Source organism: Streptomyces sp. CB00316 (assembly GCF_001905595.1).
Classification (GTDB): domain Bacteria; phylum Actinomycetota; class Actinomycetes; order Streptomycetales; family Streptomycetaceae; genus Streptomyces.
Genome location: NZ_LIXI01000011.1, coordinates 245,124 through 264,938, shown reverse-complemented (window position 1 = coordinate 264,938; position 19,815 = coordinate 245,124). Strand labels below are relative to the sequence as shown.

Annotated in this window: 16 protein-coding genes and 1 pseudogene; 8 read left to right on the top strand and 9 right to left on the bottom strand. The window is 73.0% G+C overall.

Annotated elements, in window-relative coordinates; genetic code table 11:
- The first annotated feature begins 76 nt into the window (after window positions 1-76).
- Window positions 77-463 carry a hypothetical protein gene (locus tag AMK21_RS36355; RefSeq protein ID WP_234422065.1) on the top strand — a complete coding sequence of 129 codons (387 nt, stop codon included), beginning with the start codon at window positions 77-79 and terminating at the stop codon, window positions 461-463.
- 7 nt (window positions 464-470) lie between these two features.
- Here the strand turns inward: AMK21_RS36355 and AMK21_RS28155 are convergent, their stop codons facing one another.
- Complete coding sequence (locus AMK21_RS28155; RefSeq protein ID WP_073881987.1) at window positions 471-1,520, bottom strand: DUF3533 domain-containing protein; 1,050 nt, start codon at window positions 1,518-1,520, stop codon at window positions 471-473.
- A gap of 185 nt (window positions 1,521-1,705) precedes the next feature.
- Here AMK21_RS28155 and AMK21_RS28150 point away from each other — a divergent pair, with 185 nt between their 5' ends.
- From AMK21_RS28150 to AMK21_RS28140, 3 genes are all read left to right on the top strand, one after another.
- Window positions 1,706-5,218 carry a DNA polymerase III subunit alpha gene (locus AMK21_RS28150; protein WP_073881986.1) on the top strand — a complete coding sequence of 1,171 codons (3,513 nt, stop codon included), beginning with the start codon at window positions 1,706-1,708 and terminating at the stop codon, window positions 5,216-5,218.
- Window positions 5,215-6,225, top strand: a complete 1,011-nt coding sequence (locus tag AMK21_RS28145; RefSeq protein WP_073881985.1) for a DNA polymerase Y family protein — start codon at window positions 5,215-5,217, stop codon at window positions 6,223-6,225. The genes AMK21_RS28150 and AMK21_RS28145 overlap by 4 nt, the downstream gene beginning before the upstream one ends.
- Before the next feature lie 210 nt (window positions 6,226-6,435).
- On the top strand, window positions 6,436-7,332 hold the full coding sequence (locus tag AMK21_RS28140) for an esterase/lipase family protein (protein ID WP_073881984.1): 897 nt from the start codon (window positions 6,436-6,438) through the stop codon (window positions 7,330-7,332).
- A gap of 109 nt (window positions 7,333-7,441) precedes the next feature.
- On the opposite strand, the gene AMK21_RS28135 is transcribed toward AMK21_RS28140, so the two are convergent.
- Complete coding sequence (locus tag AMK21_RS28135) at window positions 7,442-8,518, bottom strand: lytic polysaccharide monooxygenase auxiliary activity family 9 protein (RefSeq protein WP_073881983.1); 1,077 nt, start codon at window positions 8,516-8,518, stop codon at window positions 7,442-7,444.
- A gap of 324 nt (window positions 8,519-8,842) precedes the next feature.
- Between AMK21_RS28135 and AMK21_RS28130 the strand changes: the two genes are divergently transcribed.
- Window positions 8,843-10,336 (top strand): trifunctional class I SAM-dependent methyltransferase/NUDIX hydrolase/VOC family protein, encoded by a 1,494-nt coding sequence (locus AMK21_RS28130; RefSeq protein WP_073881982.1) that lies wholly within the window; start codon window positions 8,843-8,845, stop codon window positions 10,334-10,336.
- A 30-nt stretch (window positions 10,337-10,366) separates the two neighbouring features.
- Here AMK21_RS28130 and AMK21_RS28125 read toward each other — a convergent pair whose 3' ends face one another.
- Entirely contained in the window at window positions 10,367-10,879 is a 513-nt protein-coding gene (locus tag AMK21_RS28125; protein WP_073881981.1) for a DUF402 domain-containing protein, read from the bottom strand.
- Complete coding sequence (locus tag AMK21_RS28120) at window positions 10,860-11,780, bottom strand: GNAT family N-acetyltransferase (protein WP_073881980.1); 921 nt, start codon at window positions 11,778-11,780, stop codon at window positions 10,860-10,862. Before AMK21_RS28120 ends, AMK21_RS28125 begins: the two co-directional genes overlap by 20 nt.
- 83 nt (window positions 11,781-11,863) lie before the next feature.
- On the opposite strand from AMK21_RS28120, the gene AMK21_RS28115 reads away from it, so the two are divergent.
- Window positions 11,864-12,283 (top strand): GntR family transcriptional regulator, encoded by a 420-nt coding sequence (locus AMK21_RS28115; protein ID WP_073881979.1) that lies wholly within the window; start codon window positions 11,864-11,866, stop codon window positions 12,281-12,283.
- Between the two features lie 32 nt (window positions 12,284-12,315).
- Here AMK21_RS28115 and AMK21_RS28110 read toward each other — a convergent pair.
- Window positions 12,316-13,276: pseudogene (locus AMK21_RS28110) on the bottom strand (DUF5925 domain-containing protein).
- Window positions 13,277-13,532: 256 nt separating this feature from the next.
- Here AMK21_RS28110 and AMK21_RS28105 point away from each other — a divergent pair.
- The gene (locus tag AMK21_RS28105; RefSeq protein WP_073881978.1) at window positions 13,533-14,342 is read left to right on the top strand and encodes an SGNH/GDSL hydrolase family protein; all 810 of its coding nucleotides are present in this window, start codon (window positions 13,533-13,535) and stop codon (window positions 14,340-14,342) included.
- Between the two features lie 241 nt (window positions 14,343-14,583).
- The gene (locus AMK21_RS28100) at window positions 14,584-14,847 is read left to right on the top strand and encodes a hypothetical protein (protein ID WP_073881977.1); all 264 of its coding nucleotides are present in this window, start codon (window positions 14,584-14,586) and stop codon (window positions 14,845-14,847) included.
- Between the two features lie 80 nt (window positions 14,848-14,927).
- Here AMK21_RS28100 and AMK21_RS28095 read toward each other — a convergent pair whose 3' ends face one another.
- From AMK21_RS28095 to hmgA, 4 genes are all read right to left on the bottom strand, one after another.
- Window positions 14,928-16,124 (bottom strand): CaiB/BaiF CoA transferase family protein, encoded by a 1,197-nt coding sequence (locus AMK21_RS28095; RefSeq protein ID WP_073881976.1) that lies wholly within the window; start codon window positions 16,122-16,124, stop codon window positions 14,928-14,930.
- A 57-nt stretch (window positions 16,125-16,181) separates the two neighbouring features.
- A complete protein-coding gene (locus AMK21_RS28090; RefSeq protein WP_073881975.1) occupies window positions 16,182-17,453 on the bottom strand; it encodes a type ISP restriction/modification enzyme in 1,272 nt (423 codons plus the stop codon).
- 93 nt (window positions 17,454-17,546) lie between these two features.
- A complete protein-coding gene (locus tag AMK21_RS28085; protein ID WP_383850100.1) occupies window positions 17,547-18,407 on the bottom strand; it encodes a GntR family transcriptional regulator in 861 nt (286 codons plus the stop codon).
- A gap of 60 nt (window positions 18,408-18,467) precedes the next feature.
- The gene (hmgA, locus tag AMK21_RS28080) at window positions 18,468-19,787 is read right to left on the bottom strand and encodes a homogentisate 1,2-dioxygenase (RefSeq protein WP_073881973.1); all 1,320 of its coding nucleotides are present in this window, start codon (window positions 19,785-19,787) and stop codon (window positions 18,468-18,470) included.
- Window positions 19,788-19,815: the final 28 nt, after the last annotated feature.

Below are 19,815 nucleotides of genomic sequence, written 5' to 3'. Positions count from 1 at the left end.
GGAGTCGAGCACGGGTCTTCCCCAGCTCCTGGAGACCTCGGCCGCAGCGGACCGCACCTGCAAGACCCACGAGGCGGTGCGCTTCGAACTGAAGGCGGCCCTTCTGCGCGCGGATCGGCAGCCGGAGCCCGAGCACCCGGTCGTCGACGTCGCCTGTGTGACCGACGAGGAGCACCTGCTCTACGAAGTGCTCGGCGCGGACCTCACCTCGTACGCCGATCTCCGCTCGGGAGCGGCCCGCCTCCGCGAGATCAACCACGCCCTGGCCGTCGGCGCCGACCGGCTCTGCCTCGTCCTGGCCGGTCCTCCGGTGGAGGAGTGGGCGCCCGCCACGGTCCACGAGTCTTCGGCGTCCACGTCCTGTGGCGTACTCCGCAGCGGAGCTGGGGCGGCCAGGACGTCGCCGCCGCCCTGGGAGACGGCCTGGTGTGAAGCGGCCGGGTGTGTGAGCGGCCGGGTGTGAAGCGGATTCAGACCGCCGTCGACCCGCCGGCCGACGGCGCCGTCCCCGCGCTCCCGTCATCGCGCCCGGCACCCCGCCGCATCGACAGCAGCAGGGTCAGCGCCGTCCCCACCACCGCCCAGGCGGAGAGCACCAGCAGCGGGCCGGTGACCGCGTTGCCCCGGAAGTAGGCGATCGAGCGGGCCACCCAGGTGCCCGCGCCCGGTGGGAGGGCAGGGCCGATCGCCCGCCAGAAGTCCGGGAGCATCGGCAGCGGGAAGGCACCGCCCGCGCTCGGGTTGCCCGCGATGACGATGATCAGGACGGCCAGGCCGATGCCGACGATGCCGGTGAGGGCCTCCAGAGCGAGTGTGATCATGCCGACCGAGAAGACGACCAGGGCTCCGAGGCCGGCCAGGCCCCAGACGCTGCCCGGCAGGGCGCCGAGGATCGGGCCGATGATGATCGCGCCGCCGATGCCGCCCGCGACCGCGTACAGCGCCATCACGGCGGTCCGGATCAGCGCGCGCTGCCGGTTGGCGGGCTTGGTTCCGGCGCTGATCGCCAGGATCGAGGCGCAGAGGTAGCCGCCGACGCACCAGCCGACCACCAGGTAGAAGGACGAGAGCCCGTCGAAGTCTTCGGCGGAGGCCGGTGCCACGTCCACGGTCCGTACGGTCCGCTGCTGGGAGCCCTCGACCTGGGTGAGGATCCGCTCCAGGGCGCTGGACAGGACGGTCCCGCCGCCGGAGGCGACCAGCAGGGTGTCGGTGCGGCCCTCCGGCGAGACGATCAGGGCGCCGTCGATGTCGCGGTTCATGATCTGCTCGCGAGCCTCGGCCTCGCCGCTCACCGTGCGGGGGTCCAACGGTCCGCCGGGAAGTCCGTCGAGCCGGCTGACGAGCTGCTGGGACATCTGCTGCGGGGCCACCACCCCGAAGGCCACATCCGTCGGCTTCGGCTTGTGCAGCGCGCCGATGTAGGAGGCGATGAACAGCAGCTGGAGTCCGAGTACGCCGATGACGAGCAGGGCGGCCCGTGGAGTGACGGCGTTCTTCACCTCGTCGACGAAAGTCATGCCCCCACCGTCCGGGCGGGCTGATGGGGGCGCAGGCGGGGTGGGGCCGAATGGCTCAAGGGCGCAGAAGCCGCCGCGGGCCGCCGGGTGCACACTGGATATCGTACGAATGTTCGAAGCTGGTCTATGGTGGAGGGCAGGGGGTGGTGAGTGGCAGAGCGGACGGAACGGTTCAGGAGGTGCGGATGTCCGGTTTCACGCATCTTCATACCGTCTCGGGGTTCTCCCTGCGGTACGGGGCCTCGCACCCCGAGCGGCTCGCCGAGCGTGCCGCCGAGCGGGGGATGCGCGCTCTCGCGCTGACCGACCGTGACACCCTCGCGGGGGCGGTCCGGTTCGCCAAGGCCTGCCAGGAGAAGGGCGTCGAGGTCCGGCCGGTCTTCGGGGTGGACCTCGCGGTGGCCTCGTACGCGGAGGGGGTGGGGCCGGCTGTCGTGCGCCCGCGTACCCCCGCGCGCGGCGGTGCCTTTGTCGATGAATCCGCACCCCGTGTCACCTTCCTCGCCCGGGACGGCGCACGCGGCTGGGCCGAGCTGTGCCGGCTCGTGACCGCCGCCCACGCGCGGGGTGCCGGGGGTGCCATCGGTGCGCTCGACGGGTCCGGGCGGCCCGGCGTCACCGGGCCGCCCCTGGTCGGCCTCGCCGCGCTGCCCGCCGACGGGCTGACCGTGCTGCTCGGGCCCGCCTCCGAGGTGTGCCGGGCGCTCGTCGCGGGCCGCCCCGACCGGGCCGCCGCGCTGCTCGCGCCCTGGCGGGAGATGTACGGCGACGACCTGCGCCTCGAAGCCGTCCACCACGGTCGCCCGGGCACCGGGCCCGGATCGCTGCGGCTGGCCGCCCGTACCCTCGGCTTCGCCGCCGACCAGGGCGTACGGGCCGTGCTGACCAACGCCGTACGGTACGCCGACCCGGGGCAGGGCCCCATCGCCGACGTGCTCGACTCCGCCCGCAGGCTCGTCCCCGTCGACCCGCGCCGCTCGCCCCTGGACAGCGGTGAGCGCTGGCTCAAGGGCGAGGGCGCGATGCGGGAGACCGCCGAGCGGATCGCCTCCGCCGCCGGTCTCGGGCAGGGCGCCGCGGCCCGGCTGCTGGCGGAGACCCGGCACACCGCCGACGCCTGCCGGGTCGACCCCGCCGCCGACGTCGGGATGGGCTCCATCCACTTCCCCGAGCCGCACCTGGTCGGCGCCGGCCGGCGTACCGCGCACCGGGTGCTCACCTCCAGGGCCTCCGCCGGGATGGTGCTGCGCGGCTACGACCGCGACCGCGCGTACTGGGACCGGATGCACGAGGAGCTCGACATCATCGCCCACCGCGGTTTCGCCTCGTACTTCCTGACTGTGGCTCAGGTCGTCGATGACGTAAGGGAGATGGGCATCCGGGTCACCGCGCGCGGCTCCGGCGCGGGCTCCCTGGTCAACCACCTCCTCGGCATCGCCCACGCCGACCCGCTCGAACACGGGCTGCTCATGGAGCGCTTCCTGTCCAAGCGCCGCTTCGTCCTGCCCGACATCGACATCGACGTCGAATCGGCCCGCCGGCTCGACGTCTACCGCCGGATCATCGAACGCTTCGGACCCGAACGCGTCGCCACCGTCGCCATGCCCGAGACCTACCGGGTGCGCCACGCCATCCGGGACGTCGGCGCCGCGCTCTCCATGGACCCGGCCGAGACCGACCGGTTGGCCAAGGCGTTCCCGCACATCCGGGCCCGCGACGCGCGCGCCGCGATGGAGGAGCTGCCCGAGCTGAAGGAGGTCGCGCGGAACCAGGACCGGTACGGGCGGCTCTGGGAGCTGGTGGAGGGGCTGGACGCGCTGCCGCGCGGCGTCGCCATGCACCCGTGCGGGGTCCTGCTCTCGGACGCCGGGCTGCTGCACCGTACGCCGGTCATGCCCACCAGCGGCGAGGGCTTTCCGATGGCGCAGTTCGACAAGGAGGACGTGGAGGACCTCGGGCTGCTCAAACTCGATGTGCTGGGCGTACGGATGCAGTCGGCGATGGCTCACGCCGTCGCCGAGGTGAAACGCGCCTCGGGCGCGGAGGTGGATCTGGACGCCGTACTGCCGGGCGACCCGGAGACGTACCGGCTGATCCGCACCGCCGAGACGCTGGGCTGCTTCCAGATCGAGTCGCCAGGCCAGCGCGACCTGGTCGGCAGGCTCCAGCCCGCCACCTTCCACGACCTGGTCGTCGACATCTCGCTGTTCCGGCCCGGGCCGGTCGCCGCCGACATGGTGCGGCCGTTCATCGAGGCCCGGCACGGCCGCGCGCCGGCCAGCTATCCCCACCCCGACCTGGAAGAACCCCTGCGCGGCACCTACGGCGTGGTCGTCTTCCACGAGCAGATCATCGAGATCGTCGCCATCATGACCGGCTGCGGCCGGGGCGAGGCCGACCGGGTGCGGCGCGGGCTCTCCCACCCCGAGTCGCAGGGCCGGATCAGGGTCTGGTTCGCGCGCCACGCGGCCGCCCGGGGGTACGACGCCGAGGTGATCGCCCACACCTGGAAGATCATCGAGGCGTTCGGCAGCTACGGCTTCTGCAAGGCGCACGCCGTCGCGTTCGCCGTGCCGACGTACCAGTCCGCCTGGCTCAAGGCGCACCACCCGGCCGCCTTCTACGCCGGTCTGCTCACCCACGACCCCGGGATGTACCCGAAGCGGCTGCTGCTCGCGGACGCCCGGCGGCGCGGGGTGCCGGTGCTGCCGCTGGATGTGAACCGGTCGGCGGTCGCCCATCGAATCGAACTGGTGTCTGATGATGGGAGGCGGAAAGAGGTGTGGGGGTTGCGGCTCGCGCTCTCCGACGTCCACGGCATCAGCGAGGCCGAGGCCGCCCGGATCGAGGAGGGGCAGCCGTACAGCTCACTGCTGGACTTCTGGCAGCGGGCCCGCCCGGGCCGCCCGGTCGCCGAACGGCTCGCGCAGGTCGGCGCGTTGGACGCCTTCGGTGCCAACCGCCGCGACCTGCTGCTGCACCTCTCCGAGCTGCACCGCGCCCACCGGAGCTCCGGTTCCGGCGCCCCGGGCGGGCAGCTCCCGCTGGGGGACGGGCACCGCACGGGCTCCGTCGGGCTGCCCGACCTCAGCGAGGCGGAGCGGCTGAGCGCCGAGCTCGGGGTGCTGAGCATGGACGTCTCCCGCCATCTGATGGGGGATCACCAGTCCTTCCTGGAGGAGCTGGGCGTGGTCTCCGCCAAGCGGCTGCGCGAGGCCCGGCACGGTGAGACCGTGCTGGTCGCCGGGGCCAAGGTGGCCACCCAGACGCCGCCGGTCCGCTCCGGCCGCCGGGTCATCTTCACCACCCTGGACGACGGCAGCGGCCTGGCCGACCTGGCGTTCTTCGACGACAGCCACGCCGCCTGCGCGCACACCGTCTTCCACTCCTGGCTGCTGCTGGTGCGCGGCGTGGTGCAGCGACGCGGCGCGCGCAGCCTGAGCGTGGTGGGCGCGGCCGCCTGGAACCTCGCCGAACTGGCCGAACTGCGCCGCACCGGAGGGCTCGACGCGGTGGCGGCGCGGCTCGCGGAGGAGGCGCCGCAGGAGGGCGGCGAGGAGGAGGCGCCCGGGCCCGGGCGTCGTATACGGATGGAGACCGGTTACGAGATGAACCCCTGGGCCGACCTTCAGCCACCCGGCGAAGGGCCGCCCACCGGAAGGAAGTTGTGGCACCAGTCGCAGGGGAGCGCGGGATGAACGACGGAGCGGGAGGAGGCCCGGACGTCCTGTACCTGCGGTTCCGCAGGACCGCCGGCGGGCCCCCCGGCAGTGCCGGCTACACCGGGCTGCTCGCCCTGCTCGACGCGTTCACCCCGGTCGTCGAGGCAGCACCGCCCGACGGGGCGCTCGCCGATGTGGGCGGCGCGCTGCGCTACTTCGGGCGGGACGCGCAGGGTCTGGCCTCGGTGATCCGGGTCCGGGCGCTCGCCCTGCACGGTGTGGACTGCGCGATCGGTGCGGGAACCAACCCCATGGTGGCCCGGATGGCCGCCCGGCGGGCTGCGCCGGGGACCACCTTCGTGGTGGGCCGGGGCGAGGAGGCGGCGTTCCTCGCGCCGCTCCCGGCCGCCGCCCTGGACGGCGTCGGGGCGGCCACGGCGCGCACCCTGTGCGGTTACGGGCTCGACTCCGTCGGCCGGATCGCCACCGCACCCCTGGCCACGCTCCAGCGCATCACCGGCGTACGCACCGGGCGTGAGCTGTGGGAACGGGCGCGGGGCATCGACCGGACGCGGGTCGTCCCGAACGCGGCCGCCCGCTCCATCGCCGCCGAACGCTCCTTCCCCCGCGACGAACTGGCCCCCGAGCAGCACCGCCGTGCCCTCCTCTCGCTCACCGAGGAGCTGGGGGCGCGGCTGCGGGGCGAGGGGCAGGTGTGCCGGTCGCTGGCGGTCTCGGTGCGGTACGCGGACCGGGCCGGCTACGCGACGCTGACCCGGAGCCGGACGCTGGGGGAGCCCACCGCGCACTCGGCCGCGCTCACCGCGCTCGCCTACCGGATCCACGAGTCCTTCGGGCTCCAGCGGGCCCGGGTGCGGGGGATCGCGCTGCGCGCGGAGGGGCTGGCCGACGCCGACCGGGCCTCCCGCCAGCTCACCTTCGACCCGGCGGACGAGCGGTCGCGCCGGATCGAGGAGGTGGCGGACCGGCTGCGGGAGAGGTTCGGGCCGGGTGCGGTGAAGCCGGCGGGACTCGCGGCCTGAATGACGCGGTCGACACGCCGAGGGGGCCGGCGGATCAGGGCCGGGGCACCACTAGCTGATCTGCGAAGAGGCCGCATCATTTTTTACCGACGCGTAACTTCCCACCCGACCTTACTCATGCGTAATTTGGCATGAGCACATAAAACTTGTGGTCCGGGCCACAGGGCGCACCGCCATCGCACCTCCCTTGAGCCGCAAGGAGACCACACGATGCTGCCCTGGTTCCGTGCTGCGCGCACCCCACGCACGCGCAGCGTATTCGCCGCCCTGCTCCTCGCCGTCACCCTTCTCGTCGCCCCCACGGCGACCGCGACCGCGGCCACCCCCACCGCCGCCGCGGCGGCCACCTCCCGTGGCTGGAACGACTACTCCTGCAAGCCCTCCGCCGCCCATCCGCGCCCCGTCGTCCTGGTCCACGGAACCTTCGGGAACTCGGTCGACAACTGGCTGTTCCTCGCCCCCTATCTGGTCAACCGGGGCTACTGCGTCTTCTCCCTCGACTACGGCCAGCTCCCCGGCGTGCCGTTCTTCCACGGCCTCGGCCCCATCGACAAGTCCGCCGAACAGCTCGACGTGTTCGTCGACAAGGTGCTCGCCTCCACCGGAGCGCCGAAGGCCGACATCGTCGGCCACTCCCAGGGCGGCATGATGCCGAACTACTACCTGAAGTTCCTGGGCGGCGCCCCCAAGGTCAACGCCCTCATCGGCCTCGCCCCGGACAACCACGGCACCACGCTGCTCGGCCTCACCAAGCTGCTGCCGTACTTCCCCGGCGTCGAGAAGTTCATCAGCGACAAGACTCCCGGCCTCGCCGACCAGGTCGCCGGATCCCCCTTCATCACCAAGCTCACCGCGGGCGGCGACACCGTCCCCGGCGTCCGCTACACCGTCATCGCCACCAAGTACGACCAGGTGGTGACCCCGTACCGCACGCAGTACCTGGACGGACCGAACGTACGCAACGTCCTGCTCCAGGACCTGTGCCCGCTGGACCTGTCCGAGCACGTGGCGATCGGGACCATCGACCGGATCGCCTTCCACGAGGTGGCGAACGCCCTCGACCCGGCGCGCGCCACCCCGACCACCTGCTCCTCCGTGATCGGCTGACGTACGACGTACGACGTCCGAGGCACGACGGGCCGAGGTCGCTGTCCGGTGGGGCGGACAGCGACCTCGGCCCGTGTTCATGGCCGACGCTTCATGGCCTACGCGTGGATCAGCGGCTGTGACGGCCGGAGGCGGTGGCCCGACGGCGCTGCGAGGAGAACAGCGCGGCCGCACCGACGGCGAGCGCGGCGGCCCCGCCCATCGCGAGGTAGGTGCTGGCGGACGAACCACCGGTCTCGGCGAGCGCATCCTCCTGACCGGCCGCGTTGGTCTGCGGCGCGTTGCCCTCAGCGGCAGCGGCATCGGCGTCGGCCTCGGCCTCGGGCTCGGCGGCCGGTGCGGCGGGAGCGGCGGCGTTTATCTTCGCCCCCGTCCTCGCGTCGTCGTCGCCGTGCCCGTTGTGCTCGACGGAGGACTTCTCGGCGCCCTCGGTGATCGCGTCCTCGGAGGGGGCGGAGGGGGCGGGCGCGGGAGCACTTTCCTGAGGCTTCGGCGCCTCACCGGCGGGCTTCTCCTCTTGAGCGTCACCGCCACCCGCGCCGCCCGCCGACCCGCCGCCGAAGACCACGTCCGAGCAGGCGTAGAACGCCTCGGGGGAGTCGGAGCGCTGCCACACCGTGTAGATCAGCTGCCGCCCCGCCGCGTTCGGGACGGTCCCGTCGAACACGTACGAACCGTCCACCAGCGCCGGGTCGGTGGCCTCGGCGAAGGGCTTCGCCTCCAGGTCCGACCAGGCCAGCGGCTTCGTCGGGTCGTAGCCGGGCTTGGTGAGGTACAGCTCGAAGGAGCCCTTGTGCGGGGCCGTGGCCCGGAACTTGAAGGTGTGCTTGCCCGCCTTCACGGGGGAGGCCGGCCAGTCGGCGCGCGGCAGGTCGAGCCCCTTGAACTTGTCGTTGGCCGCGCTGCACAGCTTGCCGTCCGGGATCAACTCACGGTGCTTGCCCGCCGCGTTGGCGATGTTCACCCCGTTCCAGTCGTACAGCGCCTGTGTACCGCCCGCCGCGACCGCCGCCTTGCACGCCGCCGACACCGGGCTCTCCGGCCCCTCCGCGAAGCACGCGGACACCCGGCTCACCGGGTCGGTGAGCGAACCGTGGGCCAGCGCCGGAGTGGCGGTGAGGCCGGCCAGCGCGAACGGTGCGAAGCCGAGGGCGACGATCCCGGCGGCCTTGCGACGAGCGGTCATGGAGGGTTCTCCTTCAAAGCGGCACAACGGTGGGGCGCCAGGTCTTCAATCCGTCCCGGCGATCAGCAAGCTAGCCGCTCGGAAGGGTCAAAAACCCTGCTGGGACGGGTGGAGGGGATCCTTATGGTGCCTTTAAGGAGGGGCTAAGTGGGCGCTCAGGTGGGGGGCTGGTCAACACCCCCTTCTCCATCACCGTCCACGCGATCGTGGCGCTGATCCTGGCCTGGCCGCTGGTGTACCGGCGGGTCGCCGTACGGTGTCGGAACGGCCGGAAACATCCCACGAGATCCGGCCCTGTCAGTGGTGGCTGGGAGTATCGACGGCATGACGACGATCGACTGGGACGCGGCGGCCGGATCCTTCGACGAGGAGCCCGACCACGGGCTTCTCGACCCCGCCGTACGCGACGCGTGGGCCGGGCGGCTGGAGAGCTGGCTGCCCGCCACCCGCGGTGACGTGCTGGACCTGGGATGCGGTACGGGGAGCCTCTCGCTGCTCGCCGCCGGTCAGGGCCACCGGGTCACCGCCGTCGACCGTTCGCCCGGGATGGCCGAGCTGGCCCGGGCCAAGCTCGCCGGGACCGGCGCCGAGGTCCTGGTCGGGGACGCGGGCCTGCCGCCGGTGGGGCAGCGGGCGTTCGACGTGATCCTGGCCCGGCACGTCGTCTGGCTGCTGCCCGATCCGGCGGCCGCCCTGGCCCACTGGTTCGGGCTGCTGAAGCCGGGCGGGCGGCTGGTCCTGATCGAAGGGGTGTGGGGCGGTGTCGGGCTCTCCGCCGCCCGGGTCACCGCCCTGCTCGCCCCGCACACCGAGCGCGTCCACCACGAGGACCTGGCCGGTGACGCGCGGCTGTGGGGCAAGGAGGTCGACGACGAGCGGTACGCGTTGGTGGTCCGCGCCGAGCCGCGCCACCGCCACACCGAAGTGGTCGACGTCCACCTGATCCTGCGCCGGGGCCCGGATGTCCTGCTCGCCCGCCGGGCCGACACCGGTTACGCGGACGGCCTGCTGCACATGCCCTCCGGCCACGCCGAGGACGGGGAGGACGTCCGCGAGGCGATGATCCGGGAGGCCGCCGAGGAGATCGGTGTCGTCCTGGATCCGGACGAGGTGCGGGTCGCACTGGTGATGCAGCACCGGGGGCCCGGCGGCGGGGCGCGGATGGGCTGGTTCTTCGTCGCGGAGTACGACGCGGAGCACCCGCCGCGCAACGCGGAGCCGGAGAAGTGCTCCGAGCTGGACTGGTTCCCGCTGGACGCCCTGCCGGACGACATGGTGGCGTACTGCCGTGCCGGCCTGGACGGTTACCGGGCGGGCGAGCACTTCATGATCCACTGGCACGAGGACGGCGACCCGATCGCCCACCGGCCTGACGGCCCGCTCCGGGCCGTGGCGCTGCCGCCCGCCGCCGAGCGGACCGGCCGGGTGCACCACATCGAGCTGTGGGTGCCCGACGTCGCGGGGGCGGAGCGCCGCTGGGGCTGGCTGCTGACCCGGCTCGGCCACCTCCCGTACCAGCGCTGGGCGAACGGCCGCAGCTGGCGGCGTGGTGAGAGTTACGTGGTCGTCGAGCAGTCGCCCGACCTCTCCGCCGGCCACCATGACCGCCGCCGCCCCGGCCTCAACCACCTGGCGTTCCACGTCGCGGACCGGGCCACGCTGGACGCCCTGACGGCCGAGGCCTCCGCGCACGGCTGGCGGCTGCTCCACCCCGACCGCCACCCGTACGCCGGGGGTGACGGCCACTGCGCCGCCTATCTGGAGGACGAGGCGGGGTACGAGGTGGAGCTGGTCGTGACGTCGGAGCCCCGCCCCTGAAGCGCCGTCGGCGGTGAGGTGAGGGGTTGGTCAGGCCAGCAGTCCCCTCAGGCCCTCCGTCCCGGCCAGCCGCTCCAGCTCGTCCAGGGCTTCGGCCGCCGATCCGGCCGCCTCGGGGTCGCGTGCGGCCAGGCCGCTCGCCTCGAACTCGTCCTCGTCCAGCCGGAGTACGGAGGAGCCGTCCGCCGACACCCACAGGTCCAGGTCCAGGTCCTCGACCGCCAGCACCCCGTCGGCCAGGACGGCCGGCCGGGTGATGTCGCAGTACCAGCCCTTCAACTCGCCGCCACCGGTACGGACCTCCTTCACGGCGAACCACCGGTCGCGCCAGTAGTGCTCGGTGAACACATCGCCCGGCTCGAACCGGACGAAGCCGAAGTCCCGCACCCCGGGCGCCGCCCACGGCGCCCGGACGGTGACCCGGGTGCCGTCGTCGCGGACCAGCTCCGCCGGGTACCTGATCTTGGTGCGGCCCGCCTTGGTCAGGGCGACGACCACGCCCTTGGACCGAGGTGTGCGTGGCTCAGCCGAGGGTGCGGGCATGGCGGACCTCCGTGGCGCAGACCGTGTAGCCGAGCCACTTGTTGATGGCCAGCATCGGGCCGTTGCCCGTGTCGTTGGCGGTGTAGGCGTCCGTGTACCCGGCCGCCCGCGCCCGGTGCAGCGAGCCGTTCTTCGCCAGCTTGGCCAGACCCTGCCCCCGGAACGCCCGCAGGGTGCCGGTCATGTAGCTGGAGTACGTCCGGCTCCCGTCGGTGCCGGCCGCGCTGAACGCCGCCACCCGGCCGTCCACCAGGACCACCGTGGTCAGGGCGGCGTCGAAGGTCGGGTGACGCCAGGTGTTCGTCAGCCAGTCCTCGTAGTCGTCCAGCTCGGTGGGGATGTCGCTCGGCTCGTCCAGCGTCACCTCGGCGTCCGCCTCGAAGAGCGGCCGGGGATCGTCGACGAAGTCGGAGCCCGGCCTCAGCTCGACGCCCGCCGGGACCTCCTGGAGCGGCGGCAGGGCGCCGCCCGTCAGGTCCAGGTGCTGGAAGTGGGCGGAGCGGCCCGGCCGGTAGCCCCGGCCGCGGGCGAACTCCAGGCTCTCCGGCGTGTCCAGCACCCAGGCGTGCACGACCGTGGCCCCCGCCTGCGCCAGATGCTCCTCCGCCGTGCTCAGCAGCAGCGAGCCCGCCCCGTGGCCCGTGTGGCGGGGGAGCACGTGCGGGGTGCAGGAGCCCTGACCCGGCTCCGTGCTGTCGTGGGCGATGCCGGCCTGCGCGGTGCCGATGATCTCGCCGTCCCGCTCGGCCACCAGCAGCCGGTGGTGCCGGTCCGGATGAGCGTGGGCCAGATCGTGGGTCACCTGCTCGGGGGTGGACACCAGGTAGGGGACCGTCGCCCGCCGGACGCGGGTCCACGCCTCCGCGTCGGACGGCCGGAAATCGCGCACAATCACAGTCATGCGGCGGAGGTTACGCGCGGCCCCGCCGCGACCGCCTTCCCTTTTTTCCCGCCGTGTCAGCGCCCGTGGGGGACAATCGGCCGGTGACTGAGAAGCCCGCGACCGAGAAGCCCGCGACCGAGAAGCCTGAGACCCAGAAGATCGCCCTGGACCCGGACTCCGGCATCGCCCCGTACGAGCAACTGCGAACCCAGCTCTCCGAACTGGCCCGTTCCGGCGTGCTCCCGGTCGGCCACCGGCTCCCGACCGTACGCGGCTTCGCCGAGGAGCTGGGCCTCGCCGCCAACACCGTGGCCAAGGCCTACCGCGCCCTGGAGGCCGACGGGGTGATCGAGACCCGGGGCCGCAACGGGACCTTCGTCGCGGCCGCCGGGGGAGCGGCCGAGCAGAAGGCGGCGACCGCCGCACAGTTGTACGCCGAGACCGCCGAGCGGCTCGGCCTCACCCGGCAGCAGGCCCTGGCACTGGCCAAGGACGCGGTGCGGGCCGCGTACGGGGACTGAGGCCCGCGCGCCCGCGCCCACCCCCGTACCGGCTACAGGTACAGCCCCGCGTCCGCCCCCGCGTCCTGCTTCGGCACCGACGCGGGGCCGGTCCCCCGGCGCAGCGCGTACAGCTCCGCGAGCGAGCTGCCCTCCCGGCTCACGCCCTCCTCCGTGCCCAGCCAGGCCACCGACTCCGGGCGGGTCAGCGGGCCCACCTCGATCCGGGCCAGGCAGCGCCCCGGCCGGACGACCGCCGGCTGCAGCCGCTCCAGGTCCTCGTTGGTGGTGACCCCCACCAGCACGTTCCGGCCCTGGCCGAGCAGACCGTCCGTCAGGTTCAGCAGCCGGGACAGTGCCTGGCCCGCGGTGTGCTTGGCCTCGCCGCGGATCAGCTCGTCGCAGTCCTCCAGGAGCAGCAGCCGCCACCGGCCCTTCGCCGTGCCGTCGTCCTCGCCGATCGCGATGTCCATCAGGTAGCCGACGTCGTTGAGGAGCCGTTCCGGGTCCTGTACGCAGTCGACCCGGCACCAGTCGCGCCAGGAGCGGGCCAGGGTGCGCAGCACGGACGTCTTGCCGGTGCCGGGCGGCCCGTGCAGCAGGAGCAGCCGGCCCGCGATGTCGTCCGGGGTGACCCGCATCAGCCGGTCCATGGCATCGGCCACCGGGGCGGTTTTAGTTGGGGCGGACCTCGTCCCAGCTCCCGGCGGTGATGCGCCGGGTGGTGCGGTACGGGCCGCGGCGTGGGGAGACGTACCAGAAGCCCATGGTCACGTTGTCGGGCTGCGGCTCCGGTTCGTCCCTCGCGCCGTCGGTCGCCTGCCCGAGGACCTTCTTTGCCAGCTCGGCGCTGGTCGCGGTGACCGTGACGTCCGCGCCCCGGTTCCACCGGGAGTACGGCTGCTCGCCCGTCGCGAAGCGGCCGAGGAAGAGCGCGTCGACGACGTCGGAGGGGGAGTCGCTGTCGTCGACGGTGAGCCGGATCGGCAGAGCGGACTCGGGGTTGGCAGACATGGCGCCCATGATCCGGCACGGGACCACCCCACGCACCCAGGTTTCGCCGGTCAGGCCCGCCGCCACTACCGGACGCGCCGTCACCGTACGCGGGCCGGAGATGACGCCACGGCACCGGCGCGTCAAGGCGCGCCCGTTGAACTCCTGGGGGCGGACGGAAGCACTCACCACTTATTTTTGGCATGAACACTTCCAGAGAAGGGGGTGCGCTGCTACTACGGAGTAACGCAGATACCCCCTGCTCAAGGAGTCCCCCATGAAAATGTCCAGACTCGTGGCGTTCTCGTCCTCGCTCCTGCTCGGTGCCGCCCTCGCCCTGACCGGTGCGGGGATCGCGAACGCCGACTCCTCCGCCCAAGCCGTCGACTATGTCGCTCTCGGCGACTCGTACTCCTCCGGCGTCGGCGCCGGCAGCTACGAGAGCTCCAGTGGCGACTGCAAGCGCAGCACCCGTGCCTTCCCCAGGCTCTGGGCCAACGCCAACTCCCCCGCCAGCTTCGCCTTCACCGCCTGCTCGGGCGCCAGGACCAACGACGTCACGAGCGGTCAGCTCGGACCCCTCAACGCCTCCACCGACCTCGTCTCGATCTCCGTCGGCGGCAATGACGCGGGCTTCGCCGACGTCATGACGACCTGTGTCCTGCAGTCCGAGGCCACCTGCCTCAACCGCATCGCCACCGCCCGCGCCTACGTCGACTCGACCCTGCCCGGCCGCCTCGACTCCGTGTACTCCGCCATCAAGGCCAAGGCCCCCTCCGCCCGGGTCGTCGTCCTCGGCTACCCCCGCTTCTACCAGCTCAGCGGCAACTGCGTGGCCGGCCTCAGCGAGAAGGAGCGCTCCGCCATCAACGGCGCGTCCGACTACCTGAACGCCGCCACCGCCAAGCGCGCCGCCGATCACGGCTTCACCTTCGGTGACGTCAGGACGACCTTTACCGGGCACGAGATCTGCTCGGGCAACTCGTGGTTGCACAGCGTGAACTGGCTCAACATCGGTGAGTCCTACCACCCCACCGCCGCCGGACAGTCGGGCGGCTATCTGCCCGTCTTCAAGTCGGCTGCCTGACGGGCGAGTTGCGGCGTTATTCGCCGCCCTGTGCGGGAGGTCCCGGCGTCGGGGCCTCCCGTCCCGTCGAACATTCCATCCGAACTGTCCGAAGTCGCCCTGGAATCGTGCGGATTCGGTAACTGGTCGTCAACCTCCGTATGTGTGTGCTCGATCCTGTGGGCGGGATACCGGTGTGTCACCGTGGGGCGATAGGGTTAACCTGCCCGGACCGGGTGCCCTCGTACGGGTGGGGAGTGACATGGAACAGATAACGGTGCGGAGCAGGCCTCGGGTGCCTGCCATCACATACGGAAGCGGTGCGACCAGTACGCGCCTCGACCGCCATCTCGCGGTGCTCGGCGGCCCTGTCGTCCCGCAGCGCGAGTCGGCGGAAGCGACGCTGCTGATGCGCGAGCTGACGTCGCGTGATGCCGCGCACACCCGCCGGAGCAGGAGCGCCCGTGTGTCGCTCTTCGCGCCGCTGCGGCGACTGCGGCGTTCGCTCTTCGGCAGCCGCCACTGACCGACGCCGCGTCAACCACTGGGCCGGCCCACCGCTCGGGGCGGCCCACGTCCTGACGTCTGCCGCCTCAAGGGGGTGGCTCAGGCGATCACTCCGTCCCGGCGCAGCACCGATGTCTGTTCGTCCGTCATCCCCAGGGCCCGCAGCAACGCATCGGTGTGTTCACCCAGCGCCGGTACGGCACCCATCCGAGGTTCCGCGCCGCCCGGCAGCGTGATCGGCGGCAGCAGCGCCCGCAACGGCCCGACCGGTGACTCCACTTCCCGCCACCGGTCCCGCGCCGCGAGCTGCGGGTGCGCCGCCACATCGGCCACCGTGTTCAGCCGGGCACAGGCGATCCCCGCCGCGTCCAGCGCGTCCAGCGCCTCCTGACCCGTCAGCCGTGCCAGCGCCCGCCCCACCACCTCGTCGGTCCGCTTCCGGTTCGCGGTCCGCGCCGTGTTCGTCGCGAAGTCCGGGTTGTCGGCCAACTCGGGCCGGACGAGCACCTTTTCGGCGAGCCGACGCCACTCCCGGTCGTTCTGCACGGAGAGCAGCACCTGTTCACCGTCGGCAGTCGCGTAGGCGTCGTACGGCGCGATCACCGAGTGCGCGAGCCCCGTACGCGGCGGCGCAGCGGCCCCGTGCATCCCCTGGTGCAGCGGGTGCCCCATCCACTCGGCCAGCGCGTCCAGCATGGAGACCTCCACCGGCCCGCCCCGCCCGGTCGTCCCCCGCCGCAGCAGCGCTGCCAGCACCCCGGAGAACGCGTACATGGCCGCCGCGATGTCCGCCGCCGGAACGCCCGCCTTCACCGGCTGCTCGGCCGTCCCCGTGACGGAGACCAGGCCCGCCTCGCACTGCACGAGCATGTCGTAGGCCCGCCTGTGCGCGTACGGTCCGCTCTCCCCGTAGCCGGAGATGTCCACGGCCACCAGCCGCGGGTGGGCCGCACAGAGCGTGGCGGCGTCCAGCCCGAGCCGGGCCGCCGCGCCCTGGGCCAGGTTCTGTACGAATACATCGGCCCCGGCGACGAGTTCACGCACCACCGCCAGGCCGCGCCGGTCCTTCAGATCGACCGCCAGGGACTCCTTGCCCCGGTTGCACCAGACGAAGTGCGAGGCGAGACCGCGGGCCGCCGTGTCGTAACCGCGCGCGAAGTCGCCGCCGTCGGGGCGCTCCACCTTGATGACCCTGGCGCCGAGGTCGGCGAGCTGGCGGGTGGCGAAGGGAGCGGCGACCGCCTGTTCGACGGCCACCACGGTGATGCCGTCGAGGGGGAGTGGCGATGTGTTCATGGCCCGTGCTTACCTTGTTGACCGGACATCTGCCACTCCCGCCCCTCAACAGCAGGCTCATAGCAGCGCGAACTGCCCCTCCGGCCCCTCCTCCTGGTGGCCGAGGACCGAGGCGGGCCGCCGTACGGAGGGCGGAACCGGCAGCACCCCGGCCGCCCGCAGCTCGTCCCGGGAGATCAGGGACGCCCGCTCCAGCCGGGCCCGCAACGCCTCCTGCCGGGGCCGCAGCCCGTTCAGGAGGGCCAGTACGGTGATGAGCTCCAGCAGCTCCGAGGTCCACTCCGGGGTCCACCCGCGCGCCCCGACCGCGTCCAGCCCGTCCGCCCCCGCGCCCTCGGGAAACGCGCCCACCGCTGCCGCCGCCCGGCGTTCGAACCAGAGCTCCAGCACCCGTACACCGCCCACCGTGAACTCCCAGGCCCCCGCAGGCACCGGCGAGATCCGGCCATCGCCGATGACCAGGGCCTCGGCCTCCGTGTCGTACACGATCCCGGCGGGCCTGGGCGGGAGCGCCGCCCGCACGTAGGGCCTGCGCCCGCCCGGCAGCCGGGGCCGCTCCCCGCCCCGGGCCCCCCGCAGTTGCAGCCGCACCAGCTCCCGGCCGAGCGACACCCCGGCCGCCCACACCTCGGCGTCAGCGGGCAGCGGGACCCGGCAGCCGGAGGGGGAGGGCAGGGCGGCGGCCAGGATCCAGGCCAGTACGGACTCGGGGCCGGCCTCCTTCGGCCCCAGCCGCGTACGCACCACGTCCAGCAGACCCGGTGCCAGGTTGGGGTCGGTGGCGTCGGGCCGCCGGTACAGCGGCCGGATCCGGCCCGGCCGCCCGGCGGGGGCGTGCCCGGCGGGGAGCAGGTGGGTCACCGACAGGGCGGGCCCGGCGGTCCGGGGCACGTAGCCGTGCTCGACCGCGAAGAGCTGCCGCTCGTCGCCGACCCGCCACAGCTCCGGCCGGGCCGCGTCGATCAGCCGGTGGTCGGGGAGCAGCCACTGCTCGTCGAACGGGCCGTGCGCGATCCGTACGGGGTCGGGGCAGGCGCCCGGTTCACGGGCGAAGCGACCGGTGCCGGTGGACCGGCCGGGCAGGGCGGCGACCGGGGTGTGCGGCGTACGGGAGCGGCTCGGGCAGAACAGCCGCTCCTGCTCCGCGCCCTCGGCGGCGGCCAGGCGCTCCCAACGGGCCCGCAGGGCGGCGGGGTCGGGGCCGCTCACCCAGGAGCGGCCGGTTCTCAGCGGCCGTACCGACCACGGCATCAGCTCGTCCAGCTCCACGGACCGCGTGTCCTCGCCCGATCCGGCCGCCGCCGTCGCCGCCGTCCTGCGCGCTGCCACCGAGCCGCCCTCCCAGTCCGCTGACCCTGCCCCTGCCGGCCGGCCCTGTCCGCCGCGACCCGTTCGCATCGTAACGGCGGGGCCGGGCGCCCCCTAGTGGGCCTCCACCGTCACGGAGAACGAGAACCGGTCGCCCCGGTAGCGGATCCGGGCCACATCCACGACGCGTCCCTCCACGTCGTACGTCACGCCCGTGTAGTGCAGGATCGGGCTGAGCAGCGGGACCTGGAGGAGCTCGGCGGTGACCGGGTCGGCGAGCCGGGCCTCCACCGTGTCGGTGATCCGGGAGATGCGAACGCCGACGACGTCGCGCAGCACCTTGGTCATCGGCCAGCGTTCGAGGTCGGCCACGTCGATGCGGGCGGCGACATCGGGGCGTACCGCGTTCTCCGCCCAGTTGGTGGGCTCGTCGCTCTCGCCGTCACGGCGCAGCCGCCGGTAGCTGACGACCTCGCCGCACTCCGGGAAGAACTCCGCGAGGTCACCCGGCACCGGCACCGCCCCGTGACCGAGAATCGTCGTCGCCTCACCGGACTGCTGGGCGACGATCGCGTCGACCGAGCCCAGCAGCCGGACCGGGGAGACCCGCCGGGCGCGCGGTTCGATGAACGTGCCGCGCCGCCGGTGCCGGCTGATCAGCCCCTCCGTCTCCAGCTCCTTCAGCGCCTGGCGCATCGTGAGCACGCTGACCCCGTAGTGCGCGGCGAGCTGCTCCTCGGTCGGCAGCCGGGGGGAGGCGTCCTGCGGGCGGCCGAGTATGGAGGCCCGCAGGGACTGGGAGACCTGGTACCAGAGCGGCAGCTTCCGGTTGAGGACGAGTGAGTCGGGGGCGAAGGCGGGCGGGTGCGCCCGGCCCACCGCGTTCACGCCGGATCGCCTCCGTGCCGCCGCGTCTGCGCACGCCCCCGCTTCGGCCGTCCCAGCCTCGGTGGTCGTCTCATGGCTCTCTGTCACGTCGTCGTCCCCGTCCCGTCCCTCCGGGCCCCTCCGGGCCCCTCCGGCCGCCTGGCCCGTCTACGGCCGGAAGTTGCGGCTCAGACCCTGCCACACGTCGTCGTAACCGCGCTGCAGATGGCCGGCCCCGGCCGCCTGCGGGGTCGCGATGACCGGCCACCGGGTCTCGAACATGAAGGCCAGGCCGTCCTCGATCTTCTGCGGCCTCAGCTCCGTCGCGCTCGCCCGGTCGAAGGTCTCGCGGTCCGGCCCGTGGGCGGACATCATGTTGTGCAGCGAGCCGCCCCCGGGGACGAAGCCGTCCGCCTTCGCGTCGTACGTGCCCTCGATCAGCCCCATGTACTCGCTCATCACGTTCCGGTGGAAGTACGGCGGCCGGAAGGTGTCCTCACCGACCAGCCAGCGCGGGGCGAAGACGACGAAGTCGACACCGGCCAGGCCGGGGGTCTCCGACGGTGAGGTCAGCACCGTGAAGATCGAGGGGTCGGGGTGGTCGTAGCTGATCGAGCCGATGACGTTGAACCGGCGCAGATCGTAGACGTACGGGGCGTGGGTGCCGTACCAGGCGACGACATCGAGCGGGGAGTGGTCGTACGCCGCCGACCAGAGGTTCCCGCAGAACTTGTTGACCACCTCCACCGGCCGGTCGTCGTCCTCGTACGCGGCGACGGGGGCCAGGAAGTCCCGGGCGTGGGCCAGCCCGTTGGCGCCGATCGGCCCGAGGTCCGGGAGCACGAACGGGCGGCCGTAGTTCTCGCAGACGTACCCGCGTGCGGTCTCCTCCAGCAGCTCCACCCGGAAGCGGACGCCGCGCGGGATCAGTGCGACATGGCCCGGTTCGGCCCGCAGCAGGCCCAGTTCGGTGCGGAGCAGCAGCCCGCCGCGCTCCGGGACGATCAGCAGTTCACCGTCCGAGTCGCTGAACACCCGGTCGGTCATGGAGGAGTTGGCGTGGTAGAGGTGCACCGCCATGCCCGTGCGCTGGGTGGCGTCACCGTTGCCGCCCAAGGTCCACAGGCCGCTGACGAAGTCCGTGCCGGGCGCGGGGTCGGGGAGCGGGTTCCAGCGGAGCCGGTTCGGGTCCGGCACGCTCTCGGTGAAGGGCGCGGTGCGCAGATCACCGTTGTCGGTCCGGGTGAAGGCCGGGTGTACGGCGGAGGGGCGGATCCGGTAGAGCCAGGAGCGGCGGTTGTCGGCGCGGGGCTCGGTGAAGGCGGAGCCGCTCAGCTGCTCCGCGTAGAGCCCGAGGGGGGCGCGCTGGGGGGAGTTACGGCCGTGCGGCAGTGCCCCCGGCACCGCCTCCGAGCTGTGTTCGTTGCCGAAACCGGAGGAGTACGTCAGTCCCTCCGCCGTCTTCCTCGCCTGCTCGATGCCGCTCATCCCGCACTCCCGGTGCCCACGAAGCCCT